Origin of the sequence: Rhodococcus sp. WB1 (assembly GCF_001700945.1) — a bacterium.
Lineage (GTDB): Bacteria > Actinomycetota > Actinomycetes > Mycobacteriales > Mycobacteriaceae > Rhodococcus > Rhodococcus aetherivorans.
In genome coordinates this window covers 2,888,010-2,903,504 of the sequence record NZ_CP015529.1, presented here as the reverse complement: position 1 = coordinate 2,903,504, position 15,495 = coordinate 2,888,010, and the positions used below count along the sequence as shown (strand labels likewise).

Annotated in this window: 16 protein-coding genes; 10 read left to right on the top strand and 6 right to left on the bottom strand. The window is 71.6% G+C overall.

The window, feature by feature from the left end; genetic code table 11:
- Positions 1 to 75: 75 nt before the first annotated feature.
- Positions 76 to 1,617: a serine/threonine-protein kinase gene (locus A4U64_RS12810; protein ID WP_065922630.1), complete on the top strand. Its 1,542-nt coding sequence runs from the start codon at positions 76 to 78 to the stop codon at positions 1,615 to 1,617.
- Between the two features lie 117 nt (positions 1,618 to 1,734).
- Here the strand turns inward: A4U64_RS12810 and A4U64_RS12805 are convergent, their stop codons facing one another.
- Positions 1,735 to 2,238, bottom strand: a complete 504-nt coding sequence (locus A4U64_RS12805; protein WP_065922629.1) for a DUF427 domain-containing protein — start codon at positions 2,236 to 2,238, stop codon at positions 1,735 to 1,737.
- A 160-nt stretch (positions 2,239 to 2,398) separates the two neighbouring features.
- On the opposite strand from A4U64_RS12805, the gene A4U64_RS12800 reads away from it, so the two are divergent.
- The 4 genes from A4U64_RS12800 (at position 2,399) to recX (ending at position 5,624) form a co-directional block, all read left to right on the top strand.
- Positions 2,399 to 3,553 (top strand): glycosyltransferase, encoded by a 1,155-nt coding sequence (locus A4U64_RS12800; RefSeq protein ID WP_065922628.1) that lies wholly within the window; start codon positions 2,399 to 2,401, stop codon positions 3,551 to 3,553.
- A gap of 63 nt (positions 3,554 to 3,616) precedes the next feature.
- Positions 3,617 to 3,811: a DUF3046 domain-containing protein gene (locus tag A4U64_RS12795; RefSeq protein ID WP_029543347.1), complete on the top strand. Its 195-nt coding sequence runs from the start codon at positions 3,617 to 3,619 to the stop codon at positions 3,809 to 3,811.
- 185 nt (positions 3,812 to 3,996) lie between these two features.
- Entirely contained in the window at positions 3,997 to 5,037 is a 1,041-nt protein-coding gene (recA, locus tag A4U64_RS12790) for a recombinase RecA (RefSeq protein ID WP_006948259.1), read from the top strand.
- Positions 5,038 to 5,045: 8 nt separating this feature from the next.
- A complete protein-coding gene (gene recX, locus A4U64_RS12785; protein ID WP_006948258.1) occupies positions 5,046 to 5,624 on the top strand; it encodes a recombination regulator RecX in 579 nt (192 codons plus the stop codon).
- A gap of 4 nt (positions 5,625 to 5,628) precedes the next feature.
- Here the strand turns inward: recX and A4U64_RS12780 are convergent, their stop codons facing one another.
- The 4 genes from A4U64_RS12780 to A4U64_RS12765 form a co-directional block, all read right to left on the bottom strand.
- Positions 5,629 to 6,558, bottom strand: coding sequence for an amino acid ABC transporter permease (locus A4U64_RS12780; protein ID WP_006948256.1), 930 nt, complete (start codon positions 6,556 to 6,558; stop codon positions 5,629 to 5,631).
- On the bottom strand, positions 6,555 to 7,235 hold the full coding sequence (locus A4U64_RS12775) for an amino acid ABC transporter permease (RefSeq protein WP_006948253.1): 681 nt from the start codon (positions 7,233 to 7,235) through the stop codon (positions 6,555 to 6,557). The genes A4U64_RS12780 and A4U64_RS12775 overlap by 4 nt, the downstream gene beginning before the upstream one ends.
- Before the next feature lie 82 nt (positions 7,236 to 7,317).
- Complete coding sequence (locus A4U64_RS12770; RefSeq protein WP_006948252.1) at positions 7,318 to 8,151, bottom strand: glutamate ABC transporter substrate-binding protein; 834 nt, start codon at positions 8,149 to 8,151, stop codon at positions 7,318 to 7,320.
- 59 nt (positions 8,152 to 8,210) lie between these two features.
- The gene (locus A4U64_RS12765) at positions 8,211 to 8,939 is read right to left on the bottom strand and encodes an amino acid ABC transporter ATP-binding protein (RefSeq protein ID WP_029543348.1); all 729 of its coding nucleotides are present in this window, start codon (positions 8,937 to 8,939) and stop codon (positions 8,211 to 8,213) included.
- A 260-nt stretch (positions 8,940 to 9,199) separates the two neighbouring features.
- Between A4U64_RS12765 and miaB the strand changes: the two genes are divergently transcribed.
- Both miaB and A4U64_RS12755 read left to right on the top strand, forming a co-directional pair.
- On the top strand, positions 9,200 to 10,750 hold the full coding sequence (gene miaB, locus A4U64_RS12760; RefSeq protein ID WP_006948250.1) for a tRNA (N6-isopentenyl adenosine(37)-C2)-methylthiotransferase MiaB: 1,551 nt from the start codon (positions 9,200 to 9,202) through the stop codon (positions 10,748 to 10,750).
- Positions 10,747 to 11,355, top strand: a complete 609-nt coding sequence (locus A4U64_RS12755; RefSeq protein ID WP_006948249.1) for an Rv2732c family membrane protein — start codon at positions 10,747 to 10,749, stop codon at positions 11,353 to 11,355. Before miaB ends, A4U64_RS12755 begins: the two co-directional genes overlap by 4 nt.
- A gap of 74 nt (positions 11,356 to 11,429) precedes the next feature.
- Here A4U64_RS12755 and A4U64_RS12750 read toward each other — a convergent pair whose 3' ends face one another.
- Positions 11,430 to 12,788 (bottom strand): DUF349 domain-containing protein, encoded by a 1,359-nt coding sequence (locus tag A4U64_RS12750; protein ID WP_029543352.1) that lies wholly within the window; start codon positions 12,786 to 12,788, stop codon positions 11,430 to 11,432.
- A gap of 151 nt (positions 12,789 to 12,939) precedes the next feature.
- On the opposite strand from A4U64_RS12750, the gene A4U64_RS12745 reads away from it, so the two are divergent.
- From A4U64_RS12745 to dapF, 3 genes are read left to right on the top strand one after another with little or no spacing between them, the layout of a single operon-like run.
- Positions 12,940 to 13,656 carry a hypothetical protein gene (locus tag A4U64_RS12745; protein WP_029543353.1) on the top strand — a complete coding sequence of 239 codons (717 nt, stop codon included), beginning with the start codon at positions 12,940 to 12,942 and terminating at the stop codon, positions 13,654 to 13,656.
- Entirely contained in the window at positions 13,644 to 14,579 is a 936-nt protein-coding gene (gene miaA, locus A4U64_RS12740; RefSeq protein WP_029543354.1) for a tRNA (adenosine(37)-N6)-dimethylallyltransferase MiaA, read from the top strand. The genes A4U64_RS12745 and miaA overlap by 13 nt, the downstream gene beginning before the upstream one ends.
- A gap of 10 nt (positions 14,580 to 14,589) precedes the next feature.
- Positions 14,590 to 15,456 carry a diaminopimelate epimerase gene (dapF, locus tag A4U64_RS12735; RefSeq protein ID WP_029543356.1) on the top strand — a complete coding sequence of 289 codons (867 nt, stop codon included), beginning with the start codon at positions 14,590 to 14,592 and terminating at the stop codon, positions 15,454 to 15,456.
- Positions 15,457 to 15,495 lie beyond the last annotated feature (39 nt).

Genomic DNA, 15,495 nt, shown 5'->3' with positions numbered 1-15,495 from the left:
GCGTCCGGCCCGGCACTCTTCACGTGCGCGATATTCTGAGACGGCTGTCGGGCGGGCGCCGCGACGGACTCGGGAGTGGACGACACCGTGGGAGAACTGCAGACCGGCTCCGTGTTCGCCGGGTACCGTATCGAACGCCGCCTCGGCACGGGAGGGATGGGCAGCGTCTACCTGGCGCGGCATCCGAACCTGCCGCGTTTCATCGCGCTGAAGCTGCTCGACCCGTCGGCGACCGCGAACCCGGGAAACCGCAGCCGGTTCCTCCGGGAGGCCGACCACGTGGCGCGGCTCGAACATCCCAACATCGTCACCGTGTACGACCGCGGCAATGTCGGCGACCAGTTGTGGATTGCGATGCAGTACGTGGACGGCACCGACGCGGTGGGTGCACTGCGCAGGGGACCGATGCCTCCGGGGCGCGCCGTGCATATCGTGTCCGAGACCGCCCGCGCGCTCGATTACGCGCATGCACACGGGATACTGCACCGCGACGTCAAGCCCGCGAACATCCTGCTCACGCCGAGCGGGGCGAGCGAACCCGAGCGCGTCCTGCTCGCGGACTTCGGGATCGCGAAGAGCCTCGACAGCACGGCGGTCACCGAGACCGGCATGCTCGTCGCCAGCCTGCAGTACGCGTCCCCCGATCAGATCGAGGGGCGGCCCCTCGGCCCCCGGACCGACGTCTACGCCCTCGGGTGCACGCTCTATCAGCTGCTCACGACGCGGCCACCGTATCCGGGGTCCGAGCCGGCCCATCTGGTCCACGCGCATCTGCATCTGCCCCCGCCGCGCCCCACCGCGGCGCGGCCGGACCTGCCGTCCGCGTTCGACGATGTGATCGCCCGCGCGATGGCCAAGCGCCCCGAGGACCGCTTCCCCACGTGCGGTGCGCTGGCCGCGGCCGCGCGTGCCGCTCTCACCGAGCCGGTCACCGAGCCCGTCACCGCGCCGACCCGGGCGTTCACCGCCGCTGAACCCGCCCCCGTGTCCGCCGGTCCGACCGCCCCGCCCGGACACCCGACGTCGCGTTCCCGTCGGCCGCTGCTCGTGCTGCTGGGCGCCGCGATCGTGGGCCTCGCGCTCGTCGGATCGCTGACGTGGATCCTGCCCGGCCGCGGCGAGGCGCCGGAGCCGGATGTGCGGGCCGACACCTCGGCCACCGGGCAGATCGACAGCCCCGGTCCGGTGGTGCCGCCCCCCGCGACGGTCACGGCGGAGGTCACCGACCTCCTCACCACTTCGTCCGCACCGACGACCACGGCCCCGCCGCAGAGCCGCCCGGACCGCATCCCGGTCGCGCAGGCGGACACCCGGGGCTTCGACGACGACATCGGGCCGCGCTGCAACTCGACCGACGAGGCCGTCGCGGTGGCGCGCACGTCGGAGTCGCGGGTCCTGGTGTGCCGCAACGACTTCGATCGCCTCTACTACAAGGGCCTGCGGCTCAGCGACGGTGCCGACATCGAACTGGCCGACGCCGCCCCGGCCGCCGCCGGATTCACCGTCGTGGCCGGACCTGTTCGCTACACGTTCGACGAGGACGAACTGCTGATCATCGACAACGGAACGGTCACCACCCGCGAGCAGGTGCTCCAGTTCTGGTCGGCGTATCCGTGACCGCCGGCGCCGCGGAACGGCCACGCCGTGGGACTGTTGCCGCCGATCTCCGCGCCGATCGGTGGCCGTCCCCGGATTCGGGCCCGTCGCCGCGGCCGTGCCCGCCCCTCCGCGCGATCACCAGTAGCGACTGCCGGGCCCGCCTTTGAAGGGGCCGACCACCCGATCGGTGATCCAGCCGCCGTAGAAGCCCCCCGCCTGGGGACGCACCCGCTCGCCGTCGACGAAACAGCCGTCCATCGGACCCGGCATGACTGCCACATGCCCGACGAGTGCCTCGTATCCGGCAACCGGCCGGGGATAGTGCCACGCCGCACGCTCGGCGACGGGTCCGCCTGCCACGACGTCGAAATAGTCGGCCCGCCCCTTCCACTCGCACACCGTGCTCCCGGGAACCGGCCGCAGGACCCCCTCGGCGAAGCATGTCCGGGGCAGGTAGTAGGTCGGCGGGTGGCTCGTCTCCAGCAGCCGCAACGGGGTGCGGGTGCGCGCGACGAGTTGCCCGCCGAACCACACCTCGACCAGCTCGTCGCTCCGTCGGACCACGGGCGGCCGCGGGTAGTCCCACACCGACTCCTGCCCCGGACCGACGGGGTCCGGCACCGGATGGCCGCTCCTCACGGGACACCTGCCGACATCGTCATGCTTCCAGGCTCGCACGTACGACGCGGTGGGCACAGCGCGGGCGAGCCCCACCGCCGAGGCGCTGCAGCGGCGGCCGGTACTCCCGGCGTCGCCTCCACAACCGGGCAGCGCGGAGCGGGTGTGGCAGTCTGAGCCGATGCGAGTGGCGGTGGTGGCCGGGCCCGACGCCGGGCATGCGATCCCGGCGATAGCCCTGAGCCTGCGTCTGGCCGAGGCGGGCGACGAGCCCGTCCTCTTCACCGGCGAGCGGTGGCTCGGCCTCGACCTGGACGGGGTGACGCTCGCGCCGCTCGCCGGGCTGGCCCCGCGTCCGGAGGACGACGATGCCGATGCCGGTGCCCGCATCCATGCCCGCGCCGCCCACATCGCGTCCGAGATGCTGCCCGGGCTCAGCGCCTTGCTGCCCGACCTCGTCGTCTCCGACGTGCTCACCGCGGGCGGCGGCATGGCCGCCGAACGCCTCGGTATCCCCTGGGTGGAGCTGTCGCCCCATCCGCTGTATCTGCCCTCGCGGGGGCTGCCCCCCATCGGCAGCGGTCTCGCCGCAGGCACCGGGCTGCGCGGGCGCGCGCGGGACACGGTGCTGCGCGCGGCGACCGCCCGGTCGATCCGGCAGGGGGAACGCGAACGGTCCGCGGCGCGCGTCGGGATCGGCCTGGCCGCCCGGGATCCGGGGCCGGCGGCCCGGCTCGTCGCCACCCTGCCCGCCCTCGAGGTGCCGCGACCGGACTGGCCCGCCGGGGCGCACGTCGTCGGGCCGCTGCTGTGGGAGCCCACCGGCCACGTCCTGGCGCCGCCCTCCGGCGACGGACCGCTGGTGATGGTGGCCCCGTCCACCGCGGCTACCGGCGTGCCCGGCCTGCTCGACGCCGTGTGCACGGGCCTCGGCGGATCCGGGATGCGGATCGTCGTCGCGATGCTCGAGCCGCCCGAGCGGGACTGGCCGGACGGCGTCGTGGCCGGGCACGGCCGGCAGGACCTGCTGCTCGAGCAGGCCGACGTGGTGGTGTGCGGCGGCGGCCACGGGATGCTCGCCAAGGCCCTGCGCGCCGGGGTGCCCGCGGTCGTGGTGCCCGGCGGCGGCGACCAGTGGGAGCTGGCCAATCGGGCCGCCCGGCAGGGCAGCGCGGTGGTCGTGCGGCCACTCGACTCCGACGCGCTGCGGGCGGCCGTGGACACCGTGCTGACCGAGCCGCGCTTCACGCGCGCGGCCCGCCTGGCCGCCGCGACGGCAACGCAGGTCGAGGACCCGGTGACCGTCTGCCGCAGCGTCGTGGCGCCGATGCGGTGACGTGCCCCGCGTCCGCGCCACCGGCCGCTGTCGGGGGTCCGGGAAGCGACTACCGTGGCGCAGGTGCGACTGACGGAATTTCACGAGTGTGTCCGCAACGAGTTCGGGCAGCTGCGCGGCGACGCCCTGCTACGTGACCACGTGCTGCTCTCGCTCGGCGGGCGGACCGCCGCCGCGGCCATCGAGGCCGGCCGGGAACCCCGTGAGGTGTGGCGGGCCCTGTGCGAGGAGTTCGACGTCCCGCCCGCGCGCCGGTGAAACCGCCGCGCCCGTTCCGTTCGAACAGTTGTTCGCCTATGCTGGTCCGCGGGTGGTGAAGAAGTAGTCCACAGGCGTCCGATTCATCCACAGATCCGGCCGCTCGCCGGTCGGGACGGCGAACTTGTCGGTGCCGGACTCTAACGTCATCGGCAAGCAAGACGAGACTCGAAAAGGGGACCACGATGGCACCACAGGCACACGATCGCGACAAGGCGCTCGAGCTGGCGCTCGCGCAGATCGACAAGAGCTTCGGCAAGGGCTCGGTGATGCGCCTGGGGGAGGAGTCCCGCCAGCCCATCGCCGTGATCCCGACGGGCTCGATCGCGCTCGACGTCGCGCTCGGCATCGGCGGCCTCCCGCGCGGCCGGGTCGTCGAGATCTACGGCCCGGAATCCTCCGGTAAGACGACGGTCGCGCTGCACGCCGTGGCCAACGCCCAGGCCGCCGGCGGCATCGCCGCCTTCATCGACGCCGAGCACGCGCTCGATCCCGAGTACGCGCGCAAGCTCGGTGTCGACACCGACGCCCTGCTCGTGTCGCAGCCGGATACCGGTGAGCAGGCGCTCGAGATCGCGGACATGCTGATCCGTTCCGGCGCGCTCGACATCATCGTGGTCGACTCGGTGGCGGCCCTGGTGCCGCGCGCCGAGATCGAGGGCGAGATGGGTGACAGCCACGTCGGCCTGCAGGCCCGCCTGATGAGCCAGGCGCTGCGCAAGATGACCGGTGCGCTCAACAACTCGGGCACCACCGCGATCTTCATCAACCAGCTGCGCGAGAAGATCGGTGTGATGTTCGGCTCGCCCGAAACGACCACCGGCGGCAAGGCTTTGAAGTTCTACGCCTCGGTGCGCCTGGACGTGCGCCGTATCGAGACCCTCAAGGACGGCTCCGACGCGGTGGGCAACCGCACCCGCGTCAAGGTCGTCAAGAACAAGGTGTCGCCGCCCTTCAAGCAGGCCGAGTTCGACATCCTCTACGGCCACGGCATCAGCAAGGAGGGCTCGCTCATCGACATGGGGGTCGAGCAGGGCTTCATCCGCAAGTCCGGCTCCTGGTACACCTACGAGGGCGACCAGCTCGGTCAGGGCAAGGAGAACGCCCGCAAGTTCCTGCTGGAGAACACCGACGTCCGGGACGAGATCGAGAAGAAGATCAAGGAGAAGCTCGGCATCGGGGCGGACGTCACCGCCGAGCCCGCCGACGAGCCCGCCGACTTCTGAGTCGAGCGTTGGGCAGCGACTCCCGTCGCGGTGACCGGCGCGGCGGCGACCTGCCCGGCGGCGGAACGGAGGCACAGGCCAAGGACCTGTGCCTCCGTCTGCTGACCGACCGGGCTCGCAGCCGCGCCGAACTCGCCGCGAAACTCGAACAGAAGGGCTTCGCCGCGGACGTCGCCGAGCGGACCCTCGACCGGCTCACCGAGGTGGGCCTCGTCGACGACGCCGAGTTCGCCCAGCAGTGGGTGCGCTCCCGTCATCGGCATGCCGGCCGGGGCAAACGTGCTCTGGCAATGGAACTGCGCCGCAAGGGGATCGGGCAGCACGAGGCGGCTGAGGCGCTGGAGCAGATCGACGGCGACGACGAACGCGCCCGCGCCGCCGAACTGGTGCGCAAGAAGCTGCGCACCCAGCCCCCGCTGCCCACGGAGGGGGATCGGCGCGAGATCGCCGCGGAACGGGACAAGGTGGTGCGACGGCTGGTCGGCATGCTCGCCCGCCGTGGTTACCCGCAGGGCGTGGCCTTCGACGTGGTCCGCGGCGAACTCGCCGGGCTCGATCCCGAGCCCGGCGACGTCGCCACCGACTGACGGGTTACCGGCGCTTGTCGTGATCGCTGGTGATGTCCACTCCCGGGACGGTCATGCCGGAAAGCACGTTGTCGGGGGCGTTCTCGTCGGCCTCCGGCATCGCGGCACGGTTCTTGCGTCCGGTCCGCAGACGCCGCTCGAGCCGGGTCGCGACGACCGTCAACGCGCCGTTGAGCACGATCATGATCGCGGCCACCACGAGCAGCGACGGCAGGTAGTTGCCGAAGAACGCGCCGAGCTGCTGACCGGCGCGCACCACTTCGACGTACCCGATGAGATAGCCGAGCGCGGAATCCTTCAGGGCCACCACCATCTGCGAGACGATCGCCGGCAACATCGCCGTGACGGCCTGCGGCAACAGGATCAGACGCATGATCTGGCCCTTGCGCATGCCCAGCGCCGCGGCGGCCTCGGTCTGGCCGCGGGGCAGCGACCGGATACCGGCGCGGACGATCTCGGCGATCACCGAGCCGTTGTAGAGGGTCAGGCCGGTGACCACCGCCGCCAGCGCCAGGTACTTCGACCGGAAGACCTGGTATTCGGCGAACAGCTGGTAGGCGAAGATCATCAGGATCAGTACCGGGATGGCCCGGAACAGTTCGACGATGAAGCCGCACACCGCGCGCACGGGCCGGTGATCGGAGAGCCGGCCGATGCCCAGCGCGGCCCCGAGGATCAGGGCGAGCACGATGGATACCGCGGCCGCGATGAGTGTGCCCCGGATGCCGGGGATCAGATACGTGGTCCACGAGCTCGATTCCAGGAACGGCTCCCACTTCGCGGTGGTGAGCTGCCCCTTGTCGTCGAGAGCCCGGTAGACGAAATAGCCGACGGCGACGAGCAGCACGGCCACCGCCGCCGAGGCGACGTGGTAGATCGTTCGCGCCCGGGGACCGGGGGCGTCGTAGAGGACGGTTGCGCGGCCGGTGCTCACCGGGACACCTCGAATCGCGTGCTCAGCCAGCCGAACAGCAGGCCCGTGGGCAGGGTCAGGATCACGAAGCCGAGGGCGAAGATGCCGCCGATGACGAAGATCTGCGCCTCGTTCTCGATCATGGTCTTCATCAGCAGGGAGGCCTCCGAGACGCCGATGACGGACGCGATCGTCGAATTCTTGGTCAGGGCGATCAGCACGCTGCCGAGGGGTGCGATCACCGCGCGGAACGCCTGCGGCAGCACGATCAGGCGCAGATTCTGGCCGAAGGTCAACCCGAGGGAGCGGCCCGCCTCGGCCTGCCCGACGTTGACGGTGTTGATGCCCGAGCGCAGCGACTCGCAGACGAACGCCGCGGTATAGACGCTCAGGCCCAGCACCGCGAGCCGGAAGTTGTTGTCCACCAGGAACGTCGGCGACGACTGGGGGGCAAGGCTGATGCCCAGCGTCTGTGACAGGCCGAACAGGCAGAAGATGATGATCAGCGTCAGGGGGGTGTTGCGGAAGATCCCCACGTACACGGTGCCGACCGCCCGTGCCACCGGCACCGGGGACACGCGCATGCCGGCGAGGATCGTTCCGAGGATCAGCGCGCCGATCGCCGAGAACACCGTCAACTGCACGGTGGTCCAGAAGGCGTCGATCAACTGATCGCCGTACTTGCTCAACAGATCCACAGGTCAACTCCACCGATCGGGGACTGGGATCCGGCCGGCCCGTGACGAGTCGTCGAACGGGCCGGCCGGACGACGGGGACGGTCAGTAGCGGTCGACCTGCGGCGGTTCCGGCAGGGGGTATCCGGACGGGCCGACAGTGGATTCGAGGGCGGCCTGCCAGGCCCCGCTCGAGATCATCTCTTCGATCGCGTCGTTGATCTGGTTGCGGGACTCGGTGTCGCCCTTGGCCAGACCGATACCGTAGCGCTCCTCCGTGAACGGCTCGCCCACGACCTTCAACTGGCCCGGGTACTGGGCCGCGTAACCGGCGAGAATGATGTCGTCGGTGGTCACGGCGTCGACCGCACCGTTGCGCAGCGCCTCGACGCAGGCGGAGTAGGTGTCGAACTCCTGCAGCTGCACGTCCTGCGCGTAGGTGTCCTTGACCTTCTGTGCGGGGGTGGAGCCGGCCACCGAGCACAGCCGCTTGCCGCCGTTGAGCGACTCCGGTCCGGTGATGTCGGTGTTGTCGGCACGCACGAGCAGTGACTGGCCGGCGACGAAGTACGGCCCGGCGAAGTCGACCTTCTCCTTGCGCGTGTCGGTGATCGAGTAGGTGGCGACGATGTAGTCCACCTCACCGTTCTCGATGAGGGTCTCGCGCTGCGGGGACGGGGCTTCCTTGAACTCGATGTTCTCCGGCGCCACTCCCAGCTGCTGCCCGACGTACTTCGCGACCTCGACGTCGAACCCGCTGAAGGTACCGTCCGGGTTGCGCAACCCGAGCCCGGGCTGGTCGAACTTGATGCCGACGACGAGGGAGCCGCTCTCGGCGGACTGCGACACGCTGCGCTGCTCGTCTCCGCCACACGCGGTGGCGAGCACGGCGACGGCGATCGCGCCGATGCCCAGGCGAACCGAGCGGGTGATTCTCATCGAGTACCTCCGTGTTGTGGGTGATGCCGCCCCGGTTCCGGTGCGGCAGCGACGCCGGATCAGTGACTGAGGATCTTGCCGAGGAAGTCCTGGGCGCGGGCGGACTTGGGTGCGGTGAAGAACGTGTCGGGGTCGGTGTCCTCGATGATCTGCCCGTCCGCCATGAACAGCACGCGGTTGCCGGCCTTGCGGGCGAAGCCCATCTCGTGGGTGACGACGAGCATCGTCATGCCCTCCCGGGCCAGCGACGTCATGACGTCGAGCACCTCCTGGACCATCTCGGGGTCCAGCGCCGAGGTCGGCTCGTCGAACAGCATGACCTTCGGGTTCATCGCCAGTGCCCGCGCGATCGCGACGCGCTGCTGCTGGCCGCCCGAGAGCTGCGCGGGATACTTTTCCGCCTGATTGGCGATGCCGACGCGGTCGAGAAGTTGCAGCGCCTGCTCCTTGGCCTCGGTCCTGCCCTTGCGACGGACCTTTACCGGGGCGAGCATGACGTTCTCGAGGATGGTCTTGTGCGCGAACAGGTTGAACGACTGGAACACCATTCCCACGTCGGCTCGCAGCGCCGCGAGCGCCTTACCTTCTGCGGGAAGCAGCTTGCCGTCCACCCGGATCTCGCCCGAGTCGATCGGCTCGAGCCGGTTGATGGTCCGGCACAGGGTGGACTTGCCGGACCCGGACGGCCCCACCACGATCACGACCTGACCCGCCGATACTTCGAGGTTGATGTCCTGCAGCACGTGCAGGGCTCCGAAGTGCTTCTCCACCGCCGACATCGAGATCATCGGGGGTGCGCCGCCTGCCGAGCCGGAGGGCTTCTCGAATTCGACCGCCGCTGGTGTCATGGACAGAACCCTATGCTGCCCGCGCCGCCGTGCCGCAATTTTCGCAAGCCGAGTTCGGACTGCGTAATGGAAAATTTACGGTCGGCCCCGAAAGGCCGGTTCCGGTTCGCCCCGCCGGGTCGCGCGATGGACTAGTTTGTCTCTCTCGGCCCACTTCAGGAGCGGTCCGGCCCCGTGAGCTAGGCTGGGACGTGTCATCGATGGACCATGAACCCCCCAGCGCCCCGGCCGCCCTCGACGCGACCGCCGAGGTCGGCGCCCGCACCTACGAGGTGCGCACCTATGGCTGCCAGATGAACGTGCACGACTCGGAGCGCCTGTCCGGGCTGCTCGAGGACTCCGGGTTCACCAAGGCAGGGCCGGGTGCGCCCGCCGATCTCGTGGTCTTCAACACCTGCGCGGTGCGGGAGAATGCCGACAACAAGCTCTACGGCAACCTGAGCCATCTGCGGCCCGTCAAGGACGCCAACCCGAACATGCAGATCGCCGTCGGTGGGTGCCTTGCCCAGAAGGACCGCGAGGTCGTCGTGAAGAAGGCGCCGTGGGTCGACGTCGTGTTCGGGACGCACAACATCGGCAACCTGCCGGCGCTGCTCGATCGTGCCCGGCACAACCGCCGCGCCGAGGTCGAGATCCTCGAATCGCTCGAGGCGTTCCCCTCGACCCTGCCCGCCCGGCGCGAGTCCAGCTACGCCGGCTGGGTGTCGATCTCCGTGGGCTGCAACAACACCTGCACCTTCTGCATCGTGCCGTCGCTGCGTGGCAAGGAGGTGGACCGCCGGCCCGGTGACATCCTCGCCGAGGTCCGCGCGCTCGTCGACGAGGGCGTCCTCGAGGTGACCCTGCTCGGGCAGAACGTCAACTCCTACGGCCGCTCCTTTGCCGATCCGGAGCAGCCCCGCGACCGCGGCGCGTTCGCCGCGCTGCTGCGCGCCTGCGGCGGTATCGAGGGTCTCGAACGGGTCCGCTTCACCTCCCCGCACCCCGCGGAGTTCACCGACGACGTCATCGAGGCGATGGCGCAGACCCCGAACGTGTGCCCGCAGCTGCATATGCCGCTGCAGTCCGGCTCGGACCGCGTCCTGCGCGCGATGCGCCGCTCGTACCGCAAGGAGCGGTTCCTCGGGATCATCGAGAAGGTGCGCGCGGCCATGCCGCACGCGGCGATCACCACCGATATCATCGTCGGGTTCCCCGGCGAGACCGAGGAGGACTTCCAGGAGACCCTCGACGTCGTCGAGAAGGCCCGGTTCACCAGCGCCTTCACCTTCCAGTACTCCAGGCGACCCGGCACGCCGGCCGCGGAGATGGACGGCCAGCTGCCCAAGGCGGTGGTGCAGGAACGGTACGAACGGCTCATCGCGCTGCAGGAGCGGATCACCCTCGAAGAGAACCTCGCGCTCGTCGGCAGGGAGGTCGAGCTGCTCGTCGCCGCGGGGGAGGGCCGCAAGGACTCCGAGACCGCCCGGATGAGCGGCCGCGCCCGTGACGGCCGGCTCGTGCACTTCCGGCCCGAGGGCAACATCGACCGTGCGGTTCGCCCGGGCGACGTCGTCACGATCGTGATCAGCGAGGCCGCCCCGCACCATCTGGTCGCGGACACCCCGATCCTGACTCATCGGCGCACCCGCGCCGGCGACCGGTTCGAGCAGGGCCGCACCCCCAAGACGCCCCCCATCGGGGTGGGGCTCGGTCTCCCGCAGATCGGTGTGCCCGAGCCACTTCCGGCACAGACGGGATGTGACGCATGACCGCGAGCGGCCCCGACGAGGGCAGGACGCCCGGCGACGACGCCGGGGACGACGGAAGGGATCCGATGGACGAAGTCCGCGCCGACCTCGAGGCAGCCGAACGCAAGATCGCCGGCGAGATCGACCCCGGAGCCCGCGCGCTCGTCGTCGCGGTCGCGGTGCTCGTGCTGCTCGGCTCGTTCAGCCTGCCCCACGCCGGGGCGGCCAACGGGTGGGAGGTGCTGTCCTTCGCCCCCGACGCGACCGCCGAGTCCATCGCGCTGCCCTCCCGCATCTTCGTGTGGCTCGCTCTGGTGTTCGGCGCGATCTTCTCCATCCTGGCGCTCGTCACCCGCCGGTGGGTGCTGGCGTGGCTGGCGCTGGCCGGCTCCGCGGTGTCGATCGTGTTCGGCATGCTCTCGATCTGGTCGAGGCAGACCCTGCCGGTCGGCGACCCGGGTGCGGGACCGGGCATCGGCCTGATCCTGGGCTGGATCACCGTCATGGTGCTCACCTTCCACTGGGCGAAGGTGGTGTGGACGCGCACCGCGCTTCAGCTCGCCGCCGAGGAGGAACTCCGCAACGCGGCCGCCCAGCAGGAGAACAAGGGCCTGCTCGACGACTGACCGCCCGGGACCGGACGAACGACGGTGCCCCCGGCTCGAACGAGCCGGGGGCACCGTCGTGTCCGGAGGGGCGCTCAGCGCTCCCCGACGGCTCCTTCCGCGGCGTCGGCCCATTCCCGCCACTGCTGCGCCTGCGCGAGCGCACTCTCGGCGTCCTTCGGGCGGCCCGCGGCGGTGGCCTTGGCGGCCTGCTCCTCGAACTGGCGCACGCGCTCCCGGAACTGGGCGGCACGGGCGAGCGCCTCCGGGTCGGTGCGTCGCCATTCGGACTCGGCGGCCTCGCGGACCCGCTTCTCGATCGCCCGCAGACGGCTCTCGAGGTCGTGCATCCGCTCCCGCGGGACCTTGCCGATCTCCTCCCACCTGTCCTGCAGCTCGCGCAGCCGGGCCCGGGCGGCGTCGATGTCCGCCGCCGGATCGATCGACGCCGCCGACTGCAGCAGCGCCTCCTTCGCCTGCGCGTTCTCCTCGAACTCCGCGTCCCGCTCCGAGGCGGCCGCGTTGCGGGCGGCGAAGAACACGTCCTGGGCGCCCTTGAACCGCTTCCACAGCTGATCGTCGGCCTCGCGCGGCGCCCGGCCGGCCGCCTTCCACTCGGCGAGAAGTTCCCGGAACGCGGCCGCCGTCGCACCCCAGTCGGTCGAGTCCTGCAGTTCCTCGGCCTGCGCCACGAGATCCTCCTTGCGGGTCCGGGCGGCGGCGCGCTCGCGGTCCAGTTCGGCGAAGTGCGCGCCGCGCCGGCGGTTGAACGCCTCGCGGGCCTTCGAATAGCGCCGCCACAGGGCGTCGTCGACCTTACGGTCCACGCCGCGGATCGTCTTCCACTCCTCGAGGATCTCCCGCAACCGGTCGCCGGCAGCCTTCCACTGGGTCGACTCGGCGCCGATCTGCTCGGCCTCGGCCGCGAGGGCCTCCTTGCGGGCGGTGGCCGCCGCCCGCTGGTGCTCCTTCTCCTGTTTTGCGGCGACCGCCGCCTTCTCCGAGTCCGCGACGATCGCCGCGAGCCGCTCGGCGAGGGTGTCGAGGTCACCGATCACGGCGGCGGTGGGCAAGGACTCCGCGAGCGCCTGGGCCGCCGCCCGGGTCTTCTTCGCGTCCCCGGTGCCCGAGCTCAGCCGCGACTCGAGGATCGCCACCTCGGTCGCGAGGTCGTCGTACCGGCGGCCGAAGTGGGCAAGCCCCTCGGCGGCGTCGCCCGCCTGCCAGGACCCGATGCACCGCTCGCCCTCGGCGGTCTTCACCCACGCCGTGCCGTCCTCGTCGACGCGGCCCCACCGGCTCGGATCGCTGGCCGGGACCGTGGGCTGCGGATGGGGATGGGCGGCCGGGTGCGGCTTGGGTGCCGACGACTCGGGGGCCGGCCGCTGCCGACCCGGTTTGGGAGCGCCCGGCTTCGGAGCGCGGGATTCCTGCGTTGCGTTCGGGTCGGTCATCGGTCCTCATCTCTGCCGCGCGGCACGGCTGCCTGGTCGCACTGGTTCGCGTGGTCGGGCCGCGGAGGTCGCTCCGAGACCACGCCCGCCCACTATTGAAACAGGTCGCACGGCCGGGAGGCGGCGGGTCGGGTCGACTACGGTGGCCCGTGTGTTGATCGCCGCGGCGTTCGTGCCGTCCCCACCCCTGCTCGTTCCCGAGTTGACCGGCTCCGCGGCCGCCGAGACCGCCGACCTGCGCGCCGCCGTGCTCGACGTCGGGGCGGAACTGCGCGCCGCGGCGCAGTGGGTCGTCGTCGGTACGGGCACGGAGGCCGCGCACCTCCCGGACACGGCCGTCGGAACGTTCCGCGGCTTCGGTGTCGACCTGGCCGTATCGCTCGGGCCGGCGACCGCGGGGACGCCCGATCCGCAGCTGCCGCTGCCGGCCCTGATCGCGGGCTGGTTGCGCGACCGGACGGCGCCGGTCGTGCGCGCCACCACGCACGTCGTGCCGGCCGACACGACCCCGCAGGACTGCGCCCGCTTCGGGCGGCGGCTGCGCGGCGCCCTGGACGCGGACCGCACCCCGACGGCCCTGCTCGTGGTCGCGGACGGCCCGGCCACGCTCACCGCGAAGGCACCCGGGGCCTACCACCCCGGGGCGCAGGAGGTGGACGAGGCGCTCGGCGCCGCCCTCGCGGTCGGCGACGCCGCCGCGCTCGCCGCGCTCGACCCGGCGCTCTGCACCGAACTGGTCCTCGACGGCCGCGCCGCATGGCAGGTGCTGGCCGCGGTGTTCGGCTCCGACGGACCGGCGGCGGCCGCCACGACCCACAGCAGCGCGCCGTACGGCGTGGGATACCACGTCGGGATGTGGCGACCGTGACCCGTGAGCCCCTCCCTCCGGTGGCCGTCGTCGGCCCGACGGCCACCGGCAAGTCCGATCTGGGTCTCGATCTCGCCGAGGAGCTCGGCGGGGAGATCGTCAACATCGATGCGATGCAGCAGTACCGCGGCATGGACATCGGCACCGCCAAGCTGCCCGTCGACGAGCGGCGCGGCATCACCCACCATCAGCTCGACGTCCTCGATGTCACCGAGACCGCCACGGTCGCCCGCTACCAGCAGGCCGCGACCGCCGACGTCGAGGCGATCCGGGACCGCGGCGCCGTGCCGATCATCGTCGGCGGCTCGATGATGTACGTGCAGGCCCTCCTCGACGAGTGGCAGTTCCCCGCGACGGATCCGCAGGTACGGGCCAAGTGGGAGGCGCTGCTCGCCGACGAGGGGGTGGCCGCGGTGCACGCGGCGCTGCAGCGGGCCGACCCGGTCGCCGCGGCGACGATCCTCCCCACCGACGGCCGCCGCATGGTCCGCGCCCTCGAAGTGGTCGAGCTCACCGGGGCGCCGTTCGCGGCGTCGCAGCCGCAGATCGGCGATCCCAGATGGGGGACCGTCGTGCTGGGGGTGGACCGGGACACCGTGGCCCTCGACGACCGGATCGCTCGGCGCACGGACCTGATGTTCGAGCGCGGACTGGTCGACGAGGTGGCGGCGCTGTGCGAGCAGGGGCTGCACGAGGGGGTAACCGCCCGTCGGGCGATCGGGTACGCGCAGGTGCTCGAGTACCTGGCCGGTGAGTGCGACCTCGCCCACGCCCGCGAGCGCACCTTCATCGGGACGCGGCGCTACGTGCGCCGGCAACGCTCGTGGTTCCGCCGGGATCCGCGGGTGCACTGGCTCGACGGTGCCGATCCGGCGCTGCGGGACACGGCGCTGCGGGTTCTCGCCGATGCGAACCGTCGTTAAGGTGACGGGCATGGACTTCAGCAAGGGCCACGGCACCGAGAACGACTTCGTGATCCTCCCGGATCCCGACGTGCGGATCTCCCTCGAGCCGAAGCGGGTGGCGGCGCTGTGCGACCGCCGTCGCGGCCTCGGGGCGGACGGGGTCCTGCGCGTCGCGCGCGCCGGGGCGCTGGTCGACGCCGGGGTTCTGCCGGCACTGCCCGAGGGGACGGACGCCGACGACTGGTTCATGGACTACCGCAACGCCGACGGCTCGATCGCGGAGATGTGCGGCAACGGGGTGCGGGTGTTCGCGCACTTCGTCACCGCCAGCGGGCTCGAGTCGCGCGGCGAGTTCGTCGTCGGCAGCCGCGCCGGCGGCAAGCCGGTGCAGGTGCACAGCGCCGACGCCACCCACGGCGAGGTCACCGTCGACATGGGTGTGGTGCGGGAGCTGGGGGAGTCGACGGCCACCATCGAGGGCCGGGTGTACCGCGGGCTGGGCATCGACGTCGGCAACCCGCACCTGGCCTGTGTCGATCCGCACCTGACCGCGGCGACCCTGGCCGCCCTCGACCTTTCCGGTCCGGGTTTCGACCCCGGCTTCTTCCCGCAGGGGGTCAACATCGAGTTCCTCACGCCCATCTCCGCGGGCGCGGTGGACATGCGGGTGTACGAGCGGGGCGTGGGGGAGACCCGGTCCTGCGGCACCGGCACGGTCGCGGCCGCCGCCGCGGCGTTGCGTTTCGACGGGTCCGGCTCCGGTACGGTCCAGGTGCACGTCCCCGGCGGGACCGTGCAGGTGCGCCTCGAGGACGGCCGGGCCGCGTTGCGCGGCCCGTCGGTGCTGGTGGCGTCGGGCACGATCGGCGACGACTGGTGGGGCGGCCTGGACTGACTCCCGGCCCGGCGGCGCCGGTGCGCCGCGCGGGTTTCG